At 59.9% G+C, this 22,670-nt stretch carries 17 protein-coding genes and 1 pseudogene; 9 read left to right on the forward strand and 9 right to left on the reverse strand.

Features of this window, described 5'->3' with window-relative positions:
* Positions 1-85 precede the first annotated feature (85 nt).
* The 5 genes from KGA98_RS14600 to KGA98_RS14620 all read left to right on the forward strand — a co-directional run bounded on the left by KGA98_RS14600 (position 86) and on the right by KGA98_RS14620 (position 5,450).
* Entirely contained in the window at positions 86-1,111 is a 1,026-nt protein-coding gene (locus KGA98_RS14600) for a LacI family DNA-binding transcriptional regulator (protein WP_317848879.1), read from the forward strand.
* Between the two features lie 182 nt (positions 1,112-1,293).
* Positions 1,294-2,076 carry a sugar phosphate isomerase/epimerase family protein gene (locus KGA98_RS14605; RefSeq protein WP_223502654.1) on the forward strand — a complete coding sequence of 261 codons (783 nt, stop codon included), beginning with the start codon at positions 1,294-1,296 and terminating at the stop codon, positions 2,074-2,076.
* Complete coding sequence (locus KGA98_RS14610) at positions 2,069-3,088, forward strand: sugar kinase (RefSeq protein ID WP_223502655.1); 1,020 nt, start codon at positions 2,069-2,071, stop codon at positions 3,086-3,088. The genes KGA98_RS14605 and KGA98_RS14610 overlap by 8 nt, the downstream gene beginning before the upstream one ends.
* Before the next feature lie 70 nt (positions 3,089-3,158).
* Entirely contained in the window at positions 3,159-4,451 is a 1,293-nt protein-coding gene (locus tag KGA98_RS14615) for an MFS transporter (protein WP_223502656.1), read from the forward strand.
* Positions 4,452-4,472: 21 nt separating this feature from the next.
* Entirely contained in the window at positions 4,473-5,450 is a 978-nt protein-coding gene (locus tag KGA98_RS14620; RefSeq protein ID WP_223502657.1) for a 2-hydroxyacid dehydrogenase, read from the forward strand.
* Between the two features lie 168 nt (positions 5,451-5,618).
* On the opposite strand, the pseudogene KGA98_RS14625 reads toward KGA98_RS14620, so the two are convergent.
* The 5 genes and pseudogenes from KGA98_RS14625 to KGA98_RS14645 form a co-directional block, all read right to left on the reverse strand.
* Positions 5,619-6,368 (reverse strand): annotated as a pseudogene (locus KGA98_RS14625) (pyridoxal phosphate-dependent aminotransferase); the annotation flags it as partial.
* A gap of 218 nt (positions 6,369-6,586) precedes the next feature.
* Positions 6,587-6,802 carry a hypothetical protein gene (locus KGA98_RS14630; RefSeq protein ID WP_057714682.1) on the reverse strand — a complete coding sequence of 72 codons (216 nt, stop codon included), beginning with the start codon at positions 6,800-6,802 and terminating at the stop codon, positions 6,587-6,589.
* A 352-nt stretch (positions 6,803-7,154) separates the two neighbouring features.
* Positions 7,155-9,362 (reverse strand): autotransporter outer membrane beta-barrel domain-containing protein, encoded by a 2,208-nt coding sequence (locus KGA98_RS14635; protein ID WP_223502658.1) that lies wholly within the window; start codon positions 9,360-9,362, stop codon positions 7,155-7,157.
* A gap of 240 nt (positions 9,363-9,602) precedes the next feature.
* Positions 9,603-11,630: a hypothetical protein gene (locus tag KGA98_RS14640; RefSeq protein WP_223502659.1), complete on the reverse strand. Its 2,028-nt coding sequence runs from the start codon at positions 11,628-11,630 to the stop codon at positions 9,603-9,605.
* Between the two features lie 258 nt (positions 11,631-11,888).
* Positions 11,889-13,076, reverse strand: coding sequence for a pyridoxal phosphate-dependent aminotransferase (locus KGA98_RS14645; protein ID WP_057714678.1), 1,188 nt, complete (start codon positions 13,074-13,076; stop codon positions 11,889-11,891).
* 415 nt (positions 13,077-13,491) lie between these two features.
* On the opposite strand from KGA98_RS14645, the gene KGA98_RS14650 reads away from it, so the two are divergent.
* Complete coding sequence (locus tag KGA98_RS14650) at positions 13,492-13,851, forward strand: DUF6124 family protein (RefSeq protein WP_223502660.1); 360 nt, start codon at positions 13,492-13,494, stop codon at positions 13,849-13,851.
* A gap of 104 nt (positions 13,852-13,955) precedes the next feature.
* Here KGA98_RS14650 and KGA98_RS14655 read toward each other — a convergent pair whose 3' ends face one another.
* Entirely contained in the window at positions 13,956-15,110 is a 1,155-nt protein-coding gene (locus KGA98_RS14655; RefSeq protein WP_223502661.1) for a glycerate kinase, read from the reverse strand.
* A gap of 240 nt (positions 15,111-15,350) precedes the next feature.
* Complete coding sequence (locus KGA98_RS14660; RefSeq protein ID WP_223502662.1) at positions 15,351-16,472, reverse strand: sugar diacid recognition domain-containing protein; 1,122 nt, start codon at positions 16,470-16,472, stop codon at positions 15,351-15,353.
* Positions 16,473-16,642: 170 nt separating this feature from the next.
* Here KGA98_RS14660 and KGA98_RS14665 point away from each other — a divergent pair, with 170 nt between their 5' ends.
* From KGA98_RS14665 to rarD, 3 genes are all read left to right on the forward strand, one after another.
* Positions 16,643-17,953 (forward strand): MFS transporter, encoded by a 1,311-nt coding sequence (locus KGA98_RS14665; RefSeq protein ID WP_223502663.1) that lies wholly within the window; start codon positions 16,643-16,645, stop codon positions 17,951-17,953.
* A 195-nt stretch (positions 17,954-18,148) separates the two neighbouring features.
* Positions 18,149-19,159 carry an aldo/keto reductase gene (locus tag KGA98_RS14670; RefSeq protein WP_150814057.1) on the forward strand — a complete coding sequence of 337 codons (1,011 nt, stop codon included), beginning with the start codon at positions 18,149-18,151 and terminating at the stop codon, positions 19,157-19,159.
* A 210-nt stretch (positions 19,160-19,369) separates the two neighbouring features.
* Complete coding sequence (rarD, locus tag KGA98_RS14675; protein WP_150814059.1) at positions 19,370-20,251, forward strand: EamA family transporter RarD; 882 nt, start codon at positions 19,370-19,372, stop codon at positions 20,249-20,251.
* A gap of 126 nt (positions 20,252-20,377) precedes the next feature.
* On the opposite strand, the gene hppD is transcribed toward rarD, so the two are convergent.
* Positions 20,378-21,454: a 4-hydroxyphenylpyruvate dioxygenase gene (gene hppD, locus KGA98_RS14680; protein WP_057714671.1), complete on the reverse strand. Its 1,077-nt coding sequence runs from the start codon at positions 21,452-21,454 to the stop codon at positions 20,378-20,380.
* A gap of 251 nt (positions 21,455-21,705) precedes the next feature.
* Positions 21,706-22,650 carry a DMT family transporter gene (locus tag KGA98_RS14685; protein WP_223502664.1) on the reverse strand — a complete coding sequence of 315 codons (945 nt, stop codon included), beginning with the start codon at positions 22,648-22,650 and terminating at the stop codon, positions 21,706-21,708.
* Positions 22,651-22,670 lie beyond the last annotated feature (20 nt).

The following is a 22,670-nucleotide window of genomic DNA, read 5'->3' on the forward strand; positions in this document are numbered from 1 at the left end:
CGACGGATTCATTTCTGGTGTCTTCTGAAACCGGTTTCAGCGCGATGCGCTCTGCCTTATAAATCCAATAAGAAGGTTTCAGACCGTGAACGATTTCTCCGCCGCCCAGCGCAGCCGCGTGACCATGCTCGACGTGGCCGAACACGCCAAGGTCTCCAAGGCCAGCGTTTCGCGGTTCATCGGCGAAGACCGCGCCCTGCTCTCCGATGCCATTGCCCAGCGCATCGAACAGTCCATTGCCGAACTGGGTTATCGCCCGAACCAGATGGCCCGCGGCCTGAAACGGGGGCGCACCCGCCTGATCGGCATGCTGGTGGCCGATATCCGCAACCCATATTCGATTGCCGTGATGCACGGGGTGGAAACCGCCTGCCGTCAACACGGCTACAGCCTGGTGGTGTGCAACACCGATCGCGACGACGAGCAGGAACGCCAGCACCTGGCCCTGCTGCGCTCGTACAACATCGAAGGCCTGATCGTGAACACCCTCGGCCATCACCGTGACGAGTTGCATGAACTGCACCGGGAAATGCCTCTGGTGCTGGTGGACCGCAAGGTCGAGCATCTTGAGAGCGACATGGTCGGCCTGGATAACCCGGCGGCTGTCGAGATGGCCCTTGCCCACCTTGAAGAGCGCGGTTATCGCGACGTGCTGTTGGTGACAGAGCCGTTTGACGGCACCAGTTCACGGATCGAGCGGGTCAGCAGTTTCAAGGCACAGATCGCACAGCGCCCGGCCCTGCGCGGCACGATGATCGAGACCGGCAGCGAACTGGCCGCGCACCTGAAAAATTTCCTCGACACTCCAGGCCCCGGTCCGAAAGCGCTGTTTTGCGCGAACGGGATTGCGGCGCTGGCCAGCACCCATGCCTTGCGTGAGCTCAAGTGCAATCTGTTTGAAGACGTGGGGCTGATAGCCCTGGATGACCTGGATTGGTATCCGTTGGTGGGAAGTGGCATTACTGCCCTCGCCCAACCGACCACCGAGATTGGCGCGAGTGCGTTCGAGTGTTTGCTCAAGCGGTTGCGAGGGGATGACGGGGCGGTGCGGACGCTGGATTTTTCGCCGCAGCTGGTTGTGCGGGGGTCGACCCTTGGCGTTTTCAGATGACTGGACTGGCCCCATCGCGAGCAAGCTCGCTCCCACAGGAATCGCTGGGGTACACAACATTTATGTACGACACAAAACACTGTGGGAGCGGGCTTGCCCGCGATGAGCCCCGAAAGAACAACACATCACTCACTGATATTATTTTGAACAAAAATGAAACCGGTTTCAGAGGTAGAAAAACAATGAATAAACCAGCCGTTTCCATCAGCCTGTCCAGCTACGGCGCCGACCTGGTGCGCCAACGCGGCCAGGGCAGTTTCATCGCAGTACTGGCCGCCGCCGGGGCCACGCGCATCGAATGGCGCGAAGAGCTGCTGACCTTTGAGAATCCCGAGCACCTGGCCGACGCGACTCAGGCCGAGGGCCTGGAAAGCGTGTACTCATCACCGATGGAACTGTGGCTGGCCGGTCAATCCAGACCCAATCCCGAATTGCTGACAGCACTGCAACGCGCCCAAATGTTCGGCGCCAAATGGCTGAAAGTATCGTTGGGTTACTTCACCGACAACAGCGACCTGCAACGCCTCGCCCGCATGCTCGGCGAAAGTGCGGTGCAATTGCTGGTGGAGAACGACCAGACCCTGCACGGTGGCCGCATCGAACCGTTCCAGCGTTTCTTCAATGAAGTCGAGCAACACAACCTGCCGATCAAAATGACCTTCGATATCGGCAACTGGCAGTGGCAGGATCAGTCCCCCGCCAGCGCCGCGCGGTTGCTCGGTCGGCACGTCGGTTATGTGCACTGTAAAGCGGTGACGCGACGTGCCGACGGCAAACTGGTTGCCATCCCACCCGCCGCCAGCGACTTGCAACAGTGGGAACACCTGCTGCGGCACATGGACCAAGGCGTTATGCGAGCCGCGGAATACCCGCTGCAAGGCGAAGACCTGGTGCAGCTGACAACCGAGCATGTCGCCGCCCTCGCCCACCTCGGCCAATCGTCGCTGGAGAACGCTCATGTCTGAGATCGATATCCTCTCGTTCGGCGAAACCATGGCGATGTTCGTTGCCGAGCAGACCGGCGACCTGGCCAGCGTCAACGCGTTCCACAAACGCATTGCCGGGGCCGACAGCAACGTCGCCATCGGCCTGTCGCGCCTGGGTTTCAACGTGGCATGGCTGAGCCGCGTCGGCGCCGATTCCCTGGGCCGATTCGTGATCGACACGCTGGAAAAGGAAGGCCTGGATTGCCGCCACGTCGACATCGACCCCGCGCACCCCACTGGTTTCCAACTCAAGTCGCGCACCGACGATGGCAGCGATCCTGTCGTCGAGTACTTTCGCCGTGGCTCGGCGGCCAGTCACTTGTCGTCGCATTCGATCGTGCCCGACTTGCTCAAGGCCCGGCATCTGCACGCCACCGGCATTCCTGCGGCGTTGTCGGAAACGGCACGGCAGATGTCCTTCGAATTGATGACCCGCATGCGCGATGCCGGGCGCAGCGTGTCGTTCGACCCCAACCTGCGCCCGAGCCTGTGGGCCAGCGAGCGACTGATGATCACCGAAATCAACCGCCTCGCCGCCCTCGCTCATTGGGTGTTGCCAGGGCTGAGCGAAGGTCGCCTGCTCACCGGCTTCGAAGACCCGGCCGACATCGCCGCGTTCTACCTCGACCAGGGCGCCGAAGCCGTGGCAATCAAGCTCGGCCCCCACGGTGCTTATTACCGCACGCATCTTGATCAAGGTTTCGTCGCCGGTGTACCGGTGCAAACGGTGGTCGACACCGTGGGTGCCGGCGATGGATTTGCCGTCGGCATGATCAGCGCACTCCTGGAAAACCACAGCTTTGCCGACGCCGTGCGGCGGGCCAACTGGATTGGCAGCCGTGCGGTGCAGAGTCGGGGGGATATGGAGGGGTTGCCCGGTAGATCCGAAATGTCCATTGAATTCGAGGCCGTCTTCGCGAGCAAGCCCGCTCCCACATTGGATCTAGGTCCGACACAAATCCCCTGTGGGAGCGGGCTTGCTCGCGAATAGGCGGGCACAGGCACTGAAGAACAAACCGTTACCTGCTGCGACAAAAACAACAAGCTCAGGAGCATCACCCATGAAAACCGCAACGCTCGCCACCCGCCGCTGGTGGTACATCATGCCCATCGTGTTCATCACCTATAGCCTGGCGTACCTCGATCGCGCCAACTACGGTTTTGCCGCCGCCTCCGGGATGGCCGCCGACCTGATGATCACGCCGGGCCTGTCGTCGATGCTCGGCGCACTGTTCTTCCTCGGTTACTTTTTCTTCCAGGTGCCGGGGGCGATCTACGCGCAGAAACACAGCGTGAAGAAACTGATTTTCGTCAGCCTGATCCTCTGGGGCAGCCTGGCGACGTTGACCGGGATCGTCTCCAACGCCTACTGGCTGATCGTCATCCGCTTCATGCTCGGCGTGGTCGAAGCCGCGGTGATGCCGGCGATGCTGATCTACCTGTGCCACTGGTTCACCCGTGCCGAACGCTCACGGGCCAACACCTTCCTGATCCTCGGCAACCCGGTGACCATGCTGTGGATGTCGGTGGTCTCGGGGTATCTGGTGCAGCACTACAGCTGGCGCTGGATGTTCATTGTCGAAGGTTTGCCGGCAGTGCTCTGGGCGTTCATCTGGTGGCGTCTGGCTGATGATCGTCCGTCCCAGGCCAAGTGGCTCAACGATCAGGAAAAACAGGATCTGGAAAGCGCACTGGCGGCCGAACAGGTCGGCATCAAAGCAGTGAAAAACTACGCCGAAGCGTTTCGCTCACCCAAAGTGATCATCCTCGCGCTGCAGTTTTTCTGCTGGAGCATCGGTGTCTACGGTTTCGTGTTGTGGCTGCCGTCGATCCTCAAGGCCGGCGCGCAGATGGACATGGTCGAGGCCGGCTGGCTGTCGGCGCTGCCTTATCTGGCGGCGGTGATCGGCATGCTGCTGGTGTCCTGGGGTTCGGACAAACTGCAAAAGCGCAAACGCTTCGTCTGGCCGCCGCTGCTGATTGCCTCGATTGCTTTCTACGGTTCCTACGCGCTGGGCGCCGAACACTTCTGGTGGTCGTACACCCTGCTGGTGATTGCCGGTGCGTGCATGTATGCGCCGTACGGTCCGTTCTTCGCGATCATCCCGGAAATCCTACCGGCCAACGTCGCGGGCGGTGCCATGGCGCTGATCAACAGCATGGGCGCGCTCGGTTCGTTTGGCGGCTCTTATCTGGTCGGTTACCTGAACAGCTCCACCGGTTCGCCCGGCGCATCCTATCTGTTGATGAGCGGTGCGCTGATGCTTTCGGTGGTGCTCACGATGTTCCTCAAGCCCGGCGCCAGCGACCGGGAGCGGCCCACGGTAGGGCGCCCCCTCACGGCTCATTCCTGAATTGAAGTTGAGATCACGAAGATGAAAAAGCAGGTCGTCCTGTACAAGAAACTCTCGCCGCTGCTCATGGCTCGTCTGCATGAGCACACCAATGTGACGCTGATCGACAACCTCGATGCCGAAGGTCTCGGCAAACTGCGCGACGCCCTGCCCCATGCCCACGGTCTGCTCGGTGCCAGCCTGAAACTCGATGCCGAACTGCTGGACCTGGCGCCCAACCTTGAAGCCATCGCCAGCGTTTCGGTGGGCGTCGACAACTACGACATCGATTACCTTACCGAGCGGCGCATCCTGCTCAGCAACACGCCGGACGTGCTCACCGAAACCACCGCCGACACCGGTTTCGCACTGATCCTGGCCACTGCGCGGCGCGTGGTGGAATTGGCGAACATGGTTCGCGACGGCCAGTGGACCCGCAACATCGGCCCCGCACATTTCGGCAGTGACGTACACGGCAAGACCCTGGGCATCATCGGCATGGGCCGCATCGGCGAAGCGTTGGCCCAGCGCGGGCATTTCGGCTTCGGCATGCCGGTGATCTATCACAGCCACTCGCCGAAACCGGCGGTCGAAAAACGGTTCAACGCGCAATACCGCAGCCTGCCCGAACTGTTGCAGCAAGCGGATTTCATTTGCCTGACCTTGCCGCTGACGGCCGAAACCGAAGGGTTGATCGGTGCCGAGGAATTTGCACTGATGCGCCCGGAAAGCATCTTCATCAACATTTCTCGAGGAAAAGTCGTGCATGAAGCGGCGTTGGTCGAGGCGTTGCGCAGTGGGCAGATTCGCGCGGCGGGGCTGGATGTGTTTGAGCGCGAACCGTTGAACCTTGATTCGCCGTTATTGCAATTGAACAACGTGGTGGCGACGCCGCACATGGGCTCGGCGACTCATGAAACACGGGAAGCCATGGCCCGCTGTGCGGTGGACAACCTGCTGGCGGCGCTGGCGGGTGAGCGGCCGGAGAATCTGGTGAACATACAGGTGTGGAAAGCCTGAGAGATTTGTTGCCTGTAAGTAACCATCGCGAGCAAGTTCGATCCCACAGGATATCTGTGAGCGCCGCAGATCAAATGTGGGAACGAGACTGCTCGCGATGAGGCCAGAAAAGGCAATGCAAATCCGTCAGGCCCACCGCGCCATCAACTATTCCGAGAGTTCCCGCTAATCCACCACCAACCCGAACGAATATGCGCCATCGCGCTCGCCCCCGAACGCCTCACCGGCCAGTACCGACAAGCAATAACCTACCAGCAGCCGCTCCGCGAAGTGCTGGGCAGACGACTCGATCTGAAGCACATCGGCCATCACGAACATACCACCAACCGGCTGAATCGCCCGGATACCCGGATAATGGTTCAAGTTCGCACACACCAGATCACGGCGCTGGCGATACTCTTCGCGCATCAACGCCACTTCCGGCAGGTTTTCATCCAGGCCCATGTACGCAGCGTTCTGAATGAAATCCGGAATGCCGAACAGAATGAAAACGACAAATTCACCAGATGCTCGGATATAGTTTTCGGTCCGATCACCCATCCCACTCGCCAACCGCTCATGGTGTGGGATTTCGAAAGGTTATTGATCGTCGCCATACGCTCGGCCATTCCCGGCAAACTCGCTGGGCTGCTGGACCTCATATAGCAATTCGCTGTAGACCTCGTCGCTGATTAGCCACAGGTCATGACGAATTCACAGCGACGCCAATCCCAACCAGACCTTCAGCGGAAAATTGGCGCCGAAAGCATTGTTCGGACTTTTGAGCAAAATGGCACTGGCCTGGGGGGGAGTAATCAGTGCCACCACGTCCACCGAGGCGACCTGAAAGCTGTTCTCCAGACGTTCCGCCACCGGCACCACTTTCGCTCCGCAAGTGCCGATCACTTCATCACCCAGATCGAGCAGGGCTTGCACCAGCATTTACAGCGTGCAATGCACCCTCGGGAACGCAAGGCAACCCGACTGTCGTCCACGGAAAACACCAAACTACGAAACGCCCACTGAATGAGTTACCCACCTGTTGCATCGGCCAGGCAGACTCTCAAAGTGCAAATACACCCTGGCATCTACGCTGCGGCAATCAACCTGAGGCCATTTGCCTAAGGAAGGTAGGATCGTTCAATGGGCGTTTTTTTTCAGTCGATGTTGAGATTCTTCAGTCGAGCCAATCCCTGTTTTATATGACCCGCGTTATCACCAATTGCCTCCAATGCTCCTCGAACATTCCCTCCGATCTCAGCTGAGCCCCGCTGCTCCACCCAGACTGTCAGCTCCATCAAAGCCGCCTCTAAGGCCAACTGGTTGTGGTAAATCCTTTCAAGAACTTCCAATAATGAATAGTCTTTCGCCATAATTTCGACTCCTTCGAAAAATTCAAACATAGCAGCAGCGCTTGCTTGAGTAGCCAACAGAATGGGGACGCCCCAGCGGCCGTGTTTTACAAGAGCCGCTATTCAGTACCTTTTCTTTTCATTGCGCGTGGTTTGCTAGTAAACCGCACGGTCTGATCCTTTCGGGAGGTATAGGCCTTCATAGCTCGCTGGTGTTGTGCTTCGCCAAGTGCCAGACACAGGAAAAAAAACTAGCCGCCGAGGTCCGACCGTTCAATGAAAACTCAACCTCGCATCGCAGGCTGGTTACTGTCACTCAGACATTAGCCGGCCGGTGGATTAGTTCTTTGCACGCCACACTACCGGCGCATGATCACCATTTATAGCGCGCTCCCATATTGGCTCCCCACGATTGTTCGATCTTGTCGCCATTGCTGTAATCAAGGTCCAAATGCATGGAAACCTTGTCAGTCACCGCCATGGCCACGCCCGCGCCCAACTCGCCACGAGAGCCCGACAGGTCGGTACTGAAACGGTTGTCATTGACCTCGACATCGCTGTTCTTGGCAAACTCGTGTACGTACGCGGCACGCAGGTACGGCTGGACCGTTTTACCCTGCGCCCAGGTAAAGTTGCGACCCACCGTGGTACCGACTTTACCCAGCAAGGAATGAACACGATCACCTTTGGCGGCCAGGCCGTTGTCCAGGTCGTAATCGGCGCCATCGATCATCACACCGGACAGTTGAGCGTAGGGCTCGACAAAGTAGTCATCCGCCAGCTTGATGTTTCGCCCAAACTCCAGCGACGCACCGATGCCGTCAGTGTCGTAATTGCCCTTGGTTTTCTTGCCGTCGCTGAGTCGAACGTCGGATTCGTTCTGGAACCGGTTGTATTTGACGACACCGTCGAAGTAATAGCCGCTCTGCGCGTCCAGCCAGGTCGTATAGGCACCCAGGTAGTAGCTGTCGACTTCACCGCTCGTGCCACGGCTCATGTCCAGGTCGGACTGGCTGTAACCGCCCAGCACACCGACCAGCCATTGCCCGTCGCCCATGGGCAGCGGCGCATCGGCACCGAACGAAATGCCTTGCTGGTTTTGCTTGTAGGCCACGCCGGCGCTGTCACTCACGTTGTATTTATTGCCATAGGCACGGATCCAGCCACCGGCCTTGCCCTGATCCATGCGCACCTCGCCCATGCGGGTGCGCAACGTGCTGAGTTCACCGTACCAGACCGTCGGGGCCGCGTTGAACAACGCCATGACCGATTGTGTACCAGGGCTGATCGCCCGTGTGGCCGTGTCCAGGACCCACTCGTTGTCGCCTTGCTTGATCAGGTCGTAGGAAAACGCCCCGAGGTCCACGGCACCACCGGCCAAGGCAAAGGTGGCGTCACCCGAGCCGATACTCACCACGGCCTTGGAGCCTGCCCCTACCGGTTCAGTGCCCTGGCTGTCGAGGGCGACAAGATGGTTGCCACTGGCATTGCCAGACACGGTCAGGGTATCCACCTGCCCGGTGGTGAAGTCGTTGTGCATATAGAACGTTCCCCCCGTACCCGACAGGGTTTCCACGGAGAGATTGAAATACTGCCCCGGGTTGCCGAACTGGACGCCACCGCCGTTGAGCGAAAGGTTTTTGACACTGCCGTCACCGACCATCACCCAGCGTGCATCGTTGTTGACGGTCAGGTTCTCGACGTTTTCCAGGCGCCCGGTCAAGGTTGCGGCGCGGTCCAGCAGCACTTCGGCGCTGCTGCCGTCGGCCACGACGATATCGCCGACGAGGTGACTGTTGTTGACCGCGAAGTTGGCCGCCGCGCCATTGAGCACTTCCAGCAATATGCCGTTGCCACCTTTGAGCGTGGAACCATTATTGACCTCGATATTGACCTGCTCACTGTTGGTCTGGTTCACGCCTTGTATAACAATCGCCGAGCCATTGACTCCCTCAACATGGCTGTTGTTCAAAACCAGCGCATCGTCGGTAATCAAATCATTGCTGAACAGCCTGACCCCATTGAGCCCACCCATGACGGTGCTGTCAGTGGCGGATATTCTGCTGCCAAACGCTTCGATGCCGATGCTGGCGGCATTGGTACCGATGACGCGTGCACCGGATTGCAGCGTCAGTTGGCTCTCGGCGCTGACGGTGGCGCCACGGTTACCACCGACGATTTCACTGTCGCTGACCGTCGCACTCGAGGCTGACCTGCCAGCACGTATCAGACTCAGCCCGGTGCTGGCGCTGACCACTCTGCTTTTATTGGCAATAGTCGCCTCGCTCCCGGACAGCCGAACGCCATTGGCGGTACCCGTTGCATTGACCGCCGTGCCGTTGAGCGTCACCTTCGAACCGGTTTGCGCGCTAATTTCCCGGGTGGTGGCGCCATTCGCCGTCAGGCTGGCCGCGTTGATCAGTCGATACTCATCAGCCGCAACAGAGCCGTCGATGGTTTTGCTCCGGCCATCAATCAAGTCCGCCAGCGCGCTTGGGGCAATCAGGAATAATGGCGTCAACGTGGCCAGTTTGAACCAGTACGCAAGCGGTGTGACGGGAAATGAATGAGTGAGTCGCATAGGGTCGCTCCTGAATACACCAACGGACTGTAAATTCGCGCCGACAGGATGCCGTTGAACCGGGTCGGGCGGTTTAGGGACGGCGATCCTAAGTAAAATGCGTACTTGCGGTATGTAGGATTTATCCTCAAAACGCTTGGCACCGCTCAACGGGCCGTTTGGTTTGAGTGTGAACAAACCTGCCGCCGGATCCGGGTCGATACGAACCGAAGCAGTCCGTGCCGACCCGGCATCATCAAGCTAGGGGCCCGTAATCGGGCAGGATCCCGTCGGTGTGCCGAACGCTGTGCGCACGATCCACGGCTCCGATTCAATGTCTTCGGTGCCGTCATTGAAGAAATACTGAATCTTCAGGCGACCTACACGACTTGGGTTTTCGTCGTAAAGCGGCAGGATATGTTTATCGTACGGCTGTACTAGAAACGTGAATCCCGTCACCGGGAACCCGGTGGTACCGAGCGTAAAGTCAGCCTCGAACTCCGCGCCGATAATCGGATCCTCGGCGGAGCCCAGGTTGCCTCTCATGGGTGTGACGATGACACTGATCTTGTCCCCCGACACAAGCAAACCGGTCAGGTCCGGTATATCCGCCTTGAGCGATCCATCGGGTTCCAGAGCGCTACAACGCGGGAGGCCATCGGCAAGGGGAATGGTGGGAAAACTCGCACGGGGCAGTTCTACTGCAATCGCATTGACCACGACATTCGTTGTTGGCGAGTACAGATCGTTCACCAGGCCCGGCGCGCTCACCCGGTAGTGGACGGGCACCGGATTACCGTTGCCGCCTTTCTTGATGTACGACCAGGGAATGTCGACCTGGTAAGGACCGCCCGGCACATGCTCGGGATCGGCATCGTCAAATTTGACCTGAGCCTCGACCACACGCTCGCCGTTCCAGTAAAAGTCGATGATGTGGCCATTCTTCGCGTCGGCGTACCAATCGAAGTGGTAGGTGGCGTCCTTGTCCTTATCGGCCCGGGTCAGTTCATTGGTCCGGCTCGCATCGAAGTTCTTGACTTCACCTTCGAGCAGGCCCGGGTGGATCGGGTTGGGCCAGTCTACCGGCGGCCATGGGTCGGGCCATGGCACAGCCACCTCAAAGTTGACGTCAAAGTCGTCACCCACTGGCCCGAACAAGCGTCCCTGGCGAACAACGTGGTAGCTTACCCGCGTTGATTTCACCCCGGTCGTCGTCCGTCCATAGTCTTCAAGCATCAGCTTGTTGGGCAACACGTGTATTTCAATATCTGAGGGTGGAACGCTTCCCAGATCGTGGTCGCCCAAGACCTGAGCTCCCCACTGCAAACGAATGCGATCCCCGCCTTTGGCGTTGTCAAACCTGAAGATCCATGTACTCACACCGTGAGCAACATGCTGCATGTTCAAGGGGCCGGGGTTGGCTTGCGGCACACGCGGCGCGAACAAGTTGGTGGGCAACGGGCCGAACGTGAGGCTGACTTTTTTGTAAAGGGCCGGCGGGCTGTCGTTGAACGCTTTATCGCGCAAGGCATAGGTAACCAGCGCCTTGGCATCACCAAACGCGCGGATCTTGTCTGCGTCAATGTCGACTTTGCTATCGGTGACGCCCGGTGCGGGCGCCGGCCCGACATAAATCGGGGGGGTAGTGGTGGGGTCTTCCGGGATGTTGTCTTCATCAACCAGGTACACGGCAATTACATCAGTGGCTTGCCAATCCCCGTAGCCAGGGATGGTCATGGACAATTTGCCACCGCCCGGCAGCAACACATCGTCGAGGTAGTCCCCTGCAAATACCGGCGCCTTTGGCGCATCGTGTTTATAAGGCGGCAGTCGATCGCAAATGACCGTGGTGATCAAGGAGTCAAATTCGTCCCCCGCAAAATCAAACAGTTTGTAGCGCAGGTGGCACGTCGCGTCATCCGGCAGCGCATTGGTCGGGATTAACATGTCAAACGGGAAGGTTTCGGGATACGTGCCACCATCGGTTGGCATCGTGAACACATGAGAGGCTACTGTTGAAAAGGTGCCTGAACCAGGGTCAATCTGCAGTTCGACTGTTTCTTCCATACCAGCGAATGGCGCCTTGTTTTCCCACTCCGGGACTTTGACCTTGAGCCCGCCATTGTCCTTCAGTCTTGGCCCATGGAGGAGCTTGGTTGCGGGGTCCGCAAAAGCGTCCGAGGCAATAATCAACTCCATGTCGGCAAGCTTTGCCCGATACTTGGAGCGCATTTTCAGATAGGCGCTGTTCGCTTCCTGTTGCGCCCGGATGTCCTGATCGATCGACATGCTCTTACCCTCCTGTCACGCCATTTGAGCCATAGGCAGCGCTACGGCTGATCCATAGGTCAACAGCGTGGGCGTTGCGGGCAAGCCAAAAAATGGTCCAGCGCAGCAAGCCAAACTGACCTTGGGCGGATTAAACGCTCATGAAAAGAAAAGCGATACTGTCAAAGTTGACAGGTGGGTACCGATTCCCTGCGCAGGAAGGATGGGGGGCGCAGGGTTCAAAACGGTGAAGAAGAGCTCAAGAGCGCGACGAAACAATCAGGCCCGCCGCCCTTCAAGCATGTTCGTCACACACATCACGATACGTCGGCAGGCGTCTGCCAGCTTCGGCCGATCCACCACAAGGCCGATGCGAATGTGCCCCGCAGCACTCGGCCCGAAGGCTTCGCCGGCCAGCACCGACACGCCATAACCGTCCAGCAGCCGCTCGGCAAAATGCTGGGCGGACAACCCGGTCTGGCGCACGTCGACCATCACGAACATGCCGCCATCGGGGCGAATCGCCTGGATGCCAGGGCACAGATTCAAACTGGCGCACACCAGGTCGCGACGCTGGCGATATTCCTCACGCATCTGCGCCACGTGCGGCAGGTTTTCATCCAGCGCCAATTGCGCGGCGTTCTGGATGAAATCCGGAATACCGAACAGCATGCACAACGACAGATTCACCAAATGTTCACACAGCGATTGCGGCCCGATCACCCAACCCACCCGCCAGCCACTCATGGCGTGGGATTTCGACAGGCTGTTGATCGTCGCCGTGCGTTCGGCCATGCCCGGCAAACTCGCGGGGCTGATGTGCTCGCCCTCGAACAGCAGCTCGCTGTACACCTCGTCGCTGATCAACCACAGGTCATGGCGAATGCACAATGCGGCCAGCGCTTTCCAGGCCGTCAGCGGCAGGCTGGCGCCGGAGGGGTTGTTCGGGCTGTTGAGCAACATCGCGCGGGTGTTCGGCGTGATCAGTGCCGCGACATCGGCCGGATCGACCCGAAAGCCGTTCTGCGAGCGCACCGGCACCGGCACCACTTTCGCCCCGCAGGCACCGAACACGCCTTCGTAGGTCACGTACATCGGCTCGGCGACGAGCACTTCGTCCCCCGGGTCGAGCAGGCATTGAGCAACCGAATACACCGCGCACTGCGCCCCGGGGAATACGATCACGTGCTGCGCATCCACGGCCTGGCCGCTGCGCCGGCGATGATGGCGGGCGATGCTGTCGCGCAGGCCTTGGCTGCCGCGCACCGCCGGGTAGTGCGTGTCGCCGGCCAGCAAACTGCCAATCGCGGCCTGGACGATGGGTTGCGGGGTGTCGAAATCCGGGTCGCCGATCGATAGCAGCAAGACATCGACACCCTGCTCGCGCAGCGCCAGCGCTCGATCGTGAATCTGCCAGGCCGCCGCTCCGTCACCGGCGATTCGTTGGGTCAAGGCTGAGTAGCGCATGGCGTTCTCCTGTCGCGCGTATTCCTGGCCACAACCCTATCTCAAATCGCGCAACACGGCACCTCGCGAGCGCGTGTTTAATGGTGTTTAAGGTTACTTCATGAAAGCCACAGGACCTTGCGCCGTTGCCTACGCTTACGCCAGAATCCGCCGGCTTGTGCGCCTGGGGGGCCATCGGTAACTTGATTCGCGTCACTGCTCATCAGTGATCGGGTTTAGTCGCCCGGTGGTTTTCTAGTGAAGTGCATAGGCGCTATCAGTCAGGCATTCCCATGTCTGCACTCGATGGTAGCTGTGCGCAGGACGCCTTCGGGCGCGCCGGTTTACTAGATCCCCGGTCTGCTAACCTGCATACAGCTGCCTCCTCTTTCGTTTAGCAGCAAAAGGGATGGCACTCCATATAAGGATCTAGTTGATGTTCAAGGTCACACCAAACCCGCCGGGCACCGATCCGGTTTCCCCGTACGAGCCCGATTCAAAAAAACTCAACGAAGCCGCCGAACGCGCCCTCGCCTTTCACTTCCCCTCGATCGCCGATATCAAAGCCACGCCGCGTACTCCCGGCACACTGTTCACCGTGAACCCAGAAGCCACGACCGAAACCCTAATGGTTTACCTGGTGGAAACGCTGGCCTCAGTCGACGTGATGGTTCACCAGTTGGTGGATCATCTGGACGGCGGATCGCGCAATGCGCTGCTGGGGATTTCCAACAGCGTGATGCTGGCGGAGATCACGGCGAACCGGGTGCTGGATCAGATTGATCCGCCTGAATAACGGGAATCCTGTAGGAGTGAGCTTGCTCGCGAAAAACCAGAGAATGTCGCGGGGTGTCTGACTGGGCGCGTTACCGTTCACGACCATCGCGAGCAAGCTCGCTCCTACAGGGGGGGCGGCGTTGTACGAGCAGCCAGCTGCCAAACCCGCGCCACATCGGTCGCCCGCTCACGCAACAAGCGCGGCGCTTCGGCACAAGCCTGCTCCAGGGACATCGGCCCGCTCGCCAGGGCAAACGCGGCGTCGATACCGTGCTCGTACAGTGCCTGATAGCCCTCGCCCAACGTGCCAGCGATGACAATGACCGGCACGCCGTGTTCCCGGGCGACCCGCGCCACGCCAAACGGCGTCTTGCCGCGCAGGGTTTGCGCATCGAAACGCCCTTCACCGGTGATCACCAGATCGGCGCCTGCAACGGCGTCGGCCAGCCCCACCAGTTCGGCAACCACCTCGACCCCGGCCGTAAATTGCGCACCGAGGAACGCCTTGGCGGCAAACCCCAGGCCGCCCGCCGCGCCACTGCCCGGCTCGTCGCGCACGTCGTTGTTCAAGGCTTGCGCGCAATGGTCGGCAAAGTGCCCCAGGGCGCGGTCCAGTTGCTCGACCTGCACGGGCGAAGCGCCTTTTTGCGGGCCGAAAATCGCGGAGGCACCGTGGGGGCCGCATAGCGGGTTGTTGACGTCGGCGGCGATGTCGAAGCGCACCTGGGCCAGGCGCGGATCAATCTCGCTCAGATCGACGCGGGCCAACTGCCCAAGGGCGAGGCCGCCCGGTGACAGCGTCTGCCCCTGAGCGTCGAGCAATCTCACGCCCAAGGCCTGCATGGCACCGGCGCCGCCGTCATTGGTCGCACTGCCGCCAATCGCCAGGATCACCCGTTGTGCACCGGCATCCAGCGCGGCGCGGATCAATTGCCCGGTACCGAAGGTACTGCTGATGCACGCATCCCGTTGCGCCACCGGGACCAACTGCAAACCGCTGGCTTCGGCCATTTCGATGATTGCGGTGTGGCTCTGGGGCAACCAGCCCCAGGCGGCTTCCACCGTGGCCCCCAGCGGCCCGCGAACCAGGGTGCGGCACTGCTGGCCTTCGCACGCGGCCAGGATCGACTCGACAGTCCCTTCCCCGCCGTCGGCCATCGGGCATTTGATCAGTTGGGCATCAGGCCAGACCTGCGCCAATCCCAATGCAATGGCATCGGCCACGCCTTGAGCGCTGAGGCTGTCCTTGAACGAATCGGGGGCGATCACGATTTTCATGGGAATTCTCCAGTTCCAATGCCCACATGCTGCCAGCCGCCATGAACAATAACGCCGGGCCGCTGCACAAGCGGTGTTGAGGATTATTGTTCATTTCCACAAAACCCGAGGCAGACGTTTCACCTGTAGGAGCGAGCTTGGTCGCGATGGAGGATAACGATGACGCGGGAAATCAGACTTACCGTGGCGTCCTCTGGTTTTTCGCGAGCAAGCTCGCTCCTACAGGGGGATTTTTGTCGCTCACGAAATTGAGTCTGACTCGGGCAGCAGTTGCACCCCCAGATACAACGCGAGCATGCCATCGAGACGCAGTGGATCAACTCCGCTGAGTTCGGCAATCCGCTCCATGCGATACCGCAGGCTGTTGCGATGGATGCCCAGTGCATCGGCGCAGGCCTGGCTCTGGCCGTCGTGTTCGCACCAACTGCGCAGGGTGGCCAGCAACTGGCCGTTGCTGTCTTTGGCAATGACCTTGCGCAGCGGATTGAGCAATTCGTCGAGGGCGTCGTCGTTGCGGTGGCGCCAGAGCATCACCGGCAGCCGATAGCGGTTGAGCGTCAGCAATCGGGAGCGCGGCAGCACTTCGCGCCCGTAGGCCAGCAAGTCACCGACCCGGCGATAGCAGCGACGCAATCCGGAAAGTCCATCGGCCTGCCCACCCACGGCAATGCGCAGGATGTTCCAGCCCAGGCCGTCGAGTTTGTCCAGCAAGCGCTCGTTCTCGACCGACTGGCTGGCCGGCCGGCACCAGAGCAACGAGGTTTTGGCCGAGCTCACGCACCAACTGTCCGGATGACGGCTCGTCAACCAGGCACTCAGTGCCTCGACGGTTTGTCCTGGTGCGTGCTCCAGGCCCAGTTCGAACAAGTACGGCACTCGAGTCATTTGTGGTTTGAGGCCCAACTGCTGCGCTTCATCGACCAGTCGTGGAGAATCCCCGGCTTCGCTCAGCAGCAGCGCCAGCAAGTCATCGCAGCGCTGGCGCCGCCATTGCTGTTCGGCCTGCTGGTTGCGCTGGCCCACCAGCATTTCGGCGGTCATGCGCACCAGCTCGGCGTAGGTGCGCAGTTGCTCGGGTTCGCCGGTGATGCCCAGCACGCCGATCAAGCGCTGGTCGAGCATCAATGGCAGGTTGATGCCCGGTTGTACGCCCTTGAGATGAATCGCCGTCTGCGCATCGATCTCCACCACCCGGCCATTGGCCAATACCAGTTGCGCGCCTTCATGCCGGGTGTTGACCCGCTCCGGTTCGCCGCTGCCCAGGATCAAGCCCTGGCTGTCCATGACGTTGACGTTGTACGGCAGGATAGCCATCGCCCGGTCGACGATGTCCTGGGCCAGGTCGTGATCGAGTTCGAACATGCAAGTGATCCTTGAAGACAGTGATGGAACGGGTTGTTCACCCGCACAGGCCTTGGTTGCAAACCCTGTGCTCAGGCACAAAGACAGCCACCCTGAGGGTGGTCGAGACTCTCTGGGCGATCAACGTTACCCTTTGCATCGCAAAAAATCATAATAAAGAGAGAGCCGCCATGACACAGAGCGCCGTAGCGTCCCAGGCCATCGCTGACGATAAAAACGCCGTCTACAAGCGCATCACCCTGCGTTTGATCCCCTTCATTTTCATCTGCTACCTGTTCAACTACCTCGACCGGGTAAACGTTGGATTTGCCAAACTGCAAATGCTCGACGCGCTGAAGTTCAGCGAAACCGTGTACGGCCTCGGCGCCGGCATCTTCTTTATCGGTTACGTGCTGTGCGGCGTGCCAAGCAACCTGGCCCTGACCAAATTCGGCCCGCGGCGCTGGATCGCGCTGATGATGATTGCCTGGGGCACCCTGTCGACCTGCCTGCTGTTCGTCTCCACACCGACCGAGTTCTATACCCTGCGCCTGTTCACCGGCGCGGCCGAAGCCGGGTTCTTCCCGGGCGTGGTGCTGTACCTCTCGCAGTGGTTCCCGACCTTCCGCCGTGGCCGCATCATGGCCTTGTTCATGTCGGCGATCCCGGTATCCGGCCTGCTCGGCAGCCCGTTCTCCGGGTGGATTCTCAACCACTTCGCCGCCGGCCAGGGCGGTCTCGCCGGCTGGCAGTGGATGTTCCTGCTGCAAGGCATTCCCACCGTCATCCTGGGTGCGCTGGCTTACTTCCTGCTCAGCGACAGCTACGCCAATGCCAAGTGGCTCACGCCATTCGAGCGCTCGGTACTCGAAGCCGACCACGCGCAAGATCTGGCCAACAAACCGAAAACCACGACCGATTCGCTGCTGGCGGTGTTCAAGAACCCGGCGATCTGGGCCTTCGGCCTGATCTATTTCTGCATCCAGAGTGGCGTCTATGCGATCAACTTCTGGCTGCCGTCGATCATCAAGAACCTGGGCTTCAGCGATAACCTGGTGATCGGCTGGTTGAGCGCGATTCCGTATCTGCTCGCCGCCGTATTCATGCTAATGGTCGGCCGTTCAGCCGACCTGCGCAAAGAACGCCGCTGGCATTTGGTGGTGCCGATGCTGATGGGGGCGCTGGGGCTGCTGATCGCGGTGAACTTCGCCGCCAACCCGGCCATCGCGATTCTTGGTCTGACCATCGCCACCATGGGCGCCCTCACCGGCCTGCCAATGTTCTGGCCGGTGCCGACTGCCCTGCTGAGTGCCGGCGCTGCCGCCGGTGGCCTGGCGCTGATCAACTCGATGGGGCAGATGGCCGGTTTCCTCAGCCCGTACCTGGTGGGTTGGGTCAAGGACAGCACCGGCTCGACCGATGCGGCGCTGTACCTGCTGGCGGGTGTGATTGTCTGCGGCAGCTTGCTGGCGTTGCGCATGACCCGAACCCTGCGCACCTGATCAACACAAATCCCCTGTGGGAGCGGGCTTGCTCGCGAATGCGGTGTATCAGACGACATATATGTTGACTGGCACTGCGCTTTCGCGAGCAAGCCCGCTCCCACATTCGATCTGCGGTGTTCGATATTTCTGTTTGATCCATGCGACTGTTCTGGTATCTGATTGAGCCTTTCCCACTGGTAAAAGGATTTGCTCATGAGCTACCGCACGCTGGGTCATTCGGGTCTGCAGGTGTCCACCCTGACCCTGGGCACCATGATGTTCGGCGAACAGACCAGCACCGAAGATTCCCTGCGGATCATCGACAAGGCCTGGGACCAGGGCATCAATTTCATCGACACCGCCGACGTCTACACCAACGGCCGTTCCGAGGAAATCGTCGGCGAGGCCATCGCCAGCCGCCGCCATGAATGGGTGCTGGCCACCAAGGTCGGCTTCGGTCCCGTGGACGGTGTTCCCAACCGCAGCGGCCTGAGCCGCAAGCACCTGTTCAATGGCATCGATGCCAGCCTGACGCGCCTGGGCACCGACTACCTCGACATCTATTACCTGCACCGCGAAGACCACAATACGCCGCTGGAGGTCACGGTATCGGCCATCGGTGACTTGATCCGCCAAGGGAAAATCCGTTACTGGGGCCTGTCCAACTACCGTGGCTGGCGCATCGCCGAAGTCATTCGCGTCGCCGACAAACTGGGCGTTGACCGGCCGGTGATCAGCCAGCCGCTGTATAACATCGTCAACCGCCAGGCTGAAACCGAGCAGATCACGGCGGCGCAAAGCTACGGGCTTGGCGTGGTGCCCTACAGCCCGCTGGCGCGCGGCGTGCTCAGCGGCAAATACGCACCGGATGTAAAACCTGATGCCAACAGCCGTGCCGGACGCCAGGACAAACGCATCCTGGAAACCGAATGGCGCGTCGAATCCCTGCGCATCGCCCAGCAAATCCAGCAATACACTCAGGAACGCGGCGTCGGCATCGTCGAGTTCGCGATCGCCTGGGTGCTGAACAACAGCGCCGTCACCTCAGCCATTGTCGGGCCGCGTACCGAAGCGCAGTGGGACGCCTACACTAAGGCGCAGGCAGTGAAGATCACGGCAGAGGATGAGGCGTTCATCGATTCGCTGGTGACACCGGGACACGCGTCGACACCGGGGTTCAATGATGTGAGCCACTTTGTATCGGGCCGCAGACCGCTTAACTGAAGAAACATAAACCCCTGTAGGAGCGAGCTTGCTCGCGATGGTGGTCAACGATAACGCGGGGAGCCTGCCTGCCCGCGGTGTCTGGTCGTTCATCGCGAGCAGGCTCGCTCCTACAGGGGATGTTGGAAATATTGATCATTCGGACAATATTCAGCACAAAAACCACGTATCCTCCGCCCCCCGTTTCACCTTCAACCTCGCGAGGACAGCTTGTCTAAAGGTATCGCTCTATCGGTTTCAGCCTCGGTGCTGTTTGCCGTCATGTACTACTACACATCGCTGCTCAGCCCCTTGAGCGGCGTGGAAATCTTCGGTTGGCGCATGCTGCTGACCGTCCCGTGCATGACCGTGTTCATGGTGGTGTCCGGGGAGTGGAAGCGCGTGCTGGAGATCGTTCGGCGCGCCATGGCCAATCCGAAACTGATGGGCGCGCTGATCGCCTCCTCTGCCCTGCTCGGCGTGCAATTGTGGCTGTTCATGTGGGCACCGTTGAACGGCTACAGCCTCGACGTATCACTCGGCTATTTCCTGCTGCCGCTGACCATGGTCTTGACCGGTCGCCTGGCCTACGGCGAGCGCCTGTCCTATCTGCAAAAAGTCGCGGTGGTGTTCGCCTGCCTGGGGGTGGTCAACGAGGTGTATCAGGTCGGTGGTTTTTCCTGGGCGACCTTGCTGGTCTGCGTGGGTTATCCGGCCTACTTCGTCCTGCGCAAACGACTGGCGGCGGACAACCTCGGTGGCTTGTGGCTGGACATGGCATTGACGCTGCCGGTGGCGATCTGGTTCGTCCAGAGCGGCGCGCAAGGTTTTGGTGTGTTTGAACAGCATCCATGGTTATCGCTGCTGATCCCGATGCTCGGCGTGATCAGCGCATCGGCCCTGGTGGTCTACATCATTGCCAGTCGCCTGCTGCCATTCAGCCTGTTCGGCTTGTTGAGCTATGTCGAACCGGTGTTGTTGCTGGGCGTGGCGTTGCTGCTGGGAGAAAGCATCAAGGCCGGGGAATGGCTGACCTACATCCCGATCTGGATGGCCGTGCTGGTGCTGGTGTTTGAAGGGTTCAAGCATCTGGTCCGGCAGCGCAGACCTTAAGCACACGCAAAACAAAATGTGGGAGCGGGCTTGCTCGCGAATGCGGTGTGTCAGTCACTATTCAAGTAGCCTGATACGACGCCTTCGCGAGCAAGCCCGCTCCCACAGTTTTATCGGTGTAACGGCTTAGTCGGTGGAGAGAACACCACGACGCACCTGGTCACGCTCGATGGATTCGAACAGCGCCTTGAAGTTGCCTTCGCCGAAACCGTCGTCGCCCTTGCGCTGGATGAACTCGAAGAACACCGGCCCCATCAGGGTTTCCGAGAAGATCTGCAGCAGCAGACGCTTGTCGCCCGACTCGGACGAACCGTCCAGCAAAATGCCCCGTGCCTGCAGTTGGTCCACCGGCTCGCCGTGGTTCGGCAGACGGCCTTCGAGCATTTCGTAATAGGTCTCCGGCGGCGCGGTCATGAAGCGCATGCCGATGCTTTTCAGGTGGTCCCAGGTCTTGATCAGGTCATCGGACAGGAACGCAACGTGCTGGATGCCCTCGCCGTTGAACTGCATCAGGAACTCTTCGATCTGCCCGGCGCCCTTGGACGACTCTTCGTTCAGCGGGATACGGATCATGCCATCGGGTGCGGTCATGGCCTTGGAGGTCAGGCCGGTGTATTCGCCCTTAATGTCGAAGTAGCGGATTTCGCGGAAGTTGAACAGCTTCTCGTAGAAGTTGGCCCAGTAGGCCATGCGACCGCGATACACGTTGTGGGTCAGGTGATCGATGATCTTCAGGCCGGCACCGACCGGATGGCGGTCGACGCCTTCGATGAACACGAAGTCGATGTCATAGATCGAGCTGCCTTCGCCGAAACGATCGATCAGGTACAGCGGTGCGCCGCCGATGCCTTTGATCGCCGGCAGGTTCAGTTCCATCGGGCCGGTTTCGATGTGGATCGGCTGGGCGCCGAGTTCCAGGGCACGCTTGTAGGCTTTTTGCGAATCCTTGACGCGAAACGCCATGCCGCACACCGACGGACCATGCTCGGCCGCGAAATACGAAGCCACGCTGTGGGGTTCGTTGTTGAGGATCAGGTTGATCGCGCCCTGGCGATACAGGTGCACGTCCTTGGAACGGTGGGTCGCCACCTTGGTGAAGCCCATGATCTCGAAGATCGGCTCCAGGGTGTTCGGGGTCGGCGATGCGAGCTCGATGAATTCAAAGCCCATCAGGCCCATTGGGTTTTCGTATAAATCTGCCATGGTCGGCGCCTCATCATTTTTTTATCAATTAACAAAGGTTAGTTGTAAGCAATGCTGAGACCGGTGGGTGGCGCACAGGAGATGCCCCGCACACTGCGGGCGAGAAAGTCACCGTAGATCAGTTGAAACCCAAATATCTTCATTTTCGACCCAAGGCTCTTGCGGGCGAGGCTTCTGCTGCCAGAAGACGATTATTATTGTATGCGTAACCCGATTCTACACAGCGTAAATCAGTTTGTCCGCCTTCTGTATCAAATCCCCTTTTTCCATGCCCGCGCAAGCGGTTTGTTGCAGAGGAAAATCCCCGCCAGTATCAGCCCGCCACCCAGGCACATGGCCAGCGTCAGCGGCTCATCCAGCAGCAGCGCGCCAAGGATCACCGCCGTCAACGGGTTCAAGGCAATGAACACCCCGGAACGGGTCGCGCCGATTTTGCGAATGCCGTCGTAGTATCCGATGTACGCCAGCGCCGACCCCAGCACGCCCAGGTACAAAAGGCTCAACCATTGCTGCGCACCCAGCTGGGCGATCGCGACGACACTCACCTCGCCGCGCACGATGCAGGTCATCCAGAGCATGACGGTGCCCAGCAGGATCGAATAGGTCACCGTTTGCACCGGGCCCAGGGTGTGATTCAGCTCTTTGGAGAACAGCGAGTAGACACCCCAGCCGAGGACGCAGCCGAAAATCAGCAAATCGCCGAGCCAGACATCGGCACCGCCGGCCAGTAGTTGCGGGTCGCGACTGACGATCACCATGCTCGCGCCCGCCACGCAGATCGCAATGCCGACGACTTTCGCCCGATTCAAACGCTCCTTGAACAGCAACCAGGAAGCCAGGCCGATCACCGCCGGATTCAGCGCCACGATCAAGGATGCCCGTGAAGCGTTGATGTAATGCAGGCCATAAAAGAAGCACAGGTTGTAAAAAAATATCCCGAAAAAGCCAAGCAATGACAATTGCAGCCATTGCCGGGGGCTGGGTCGGACCAGCGGTGTGCGTGCCATGCGTATAAACAGCAGCAACGCCACGCTGGCCAGCAGAAACCGCAGGCTGGCAGCCAGTAGTGGGCTGAGGCCAGCGGCCAGATAGCGTCCGGCAACGAAGGTGCCACCCCACACCATGGTGACCGCCGCCAGTTTCAGATACACCGGAAGATCCGATGGTTTTGACAGGCTTTGCTCGCAGATCGTCATAGATTCCAGGACCGGATGTC

It is taken from the genome of Pseudomonas sp. BF-R-24 (assembly GCF_019947335.1).
In the GTDB taxonomy this organism is placed as follows: Bacteria; Pseudomonadota; Gammaproteobacteria; order Pseudomonadales; family Pseudomonadaceae; genus Aquipseudomonas; species Aquipseudomonas jessenii.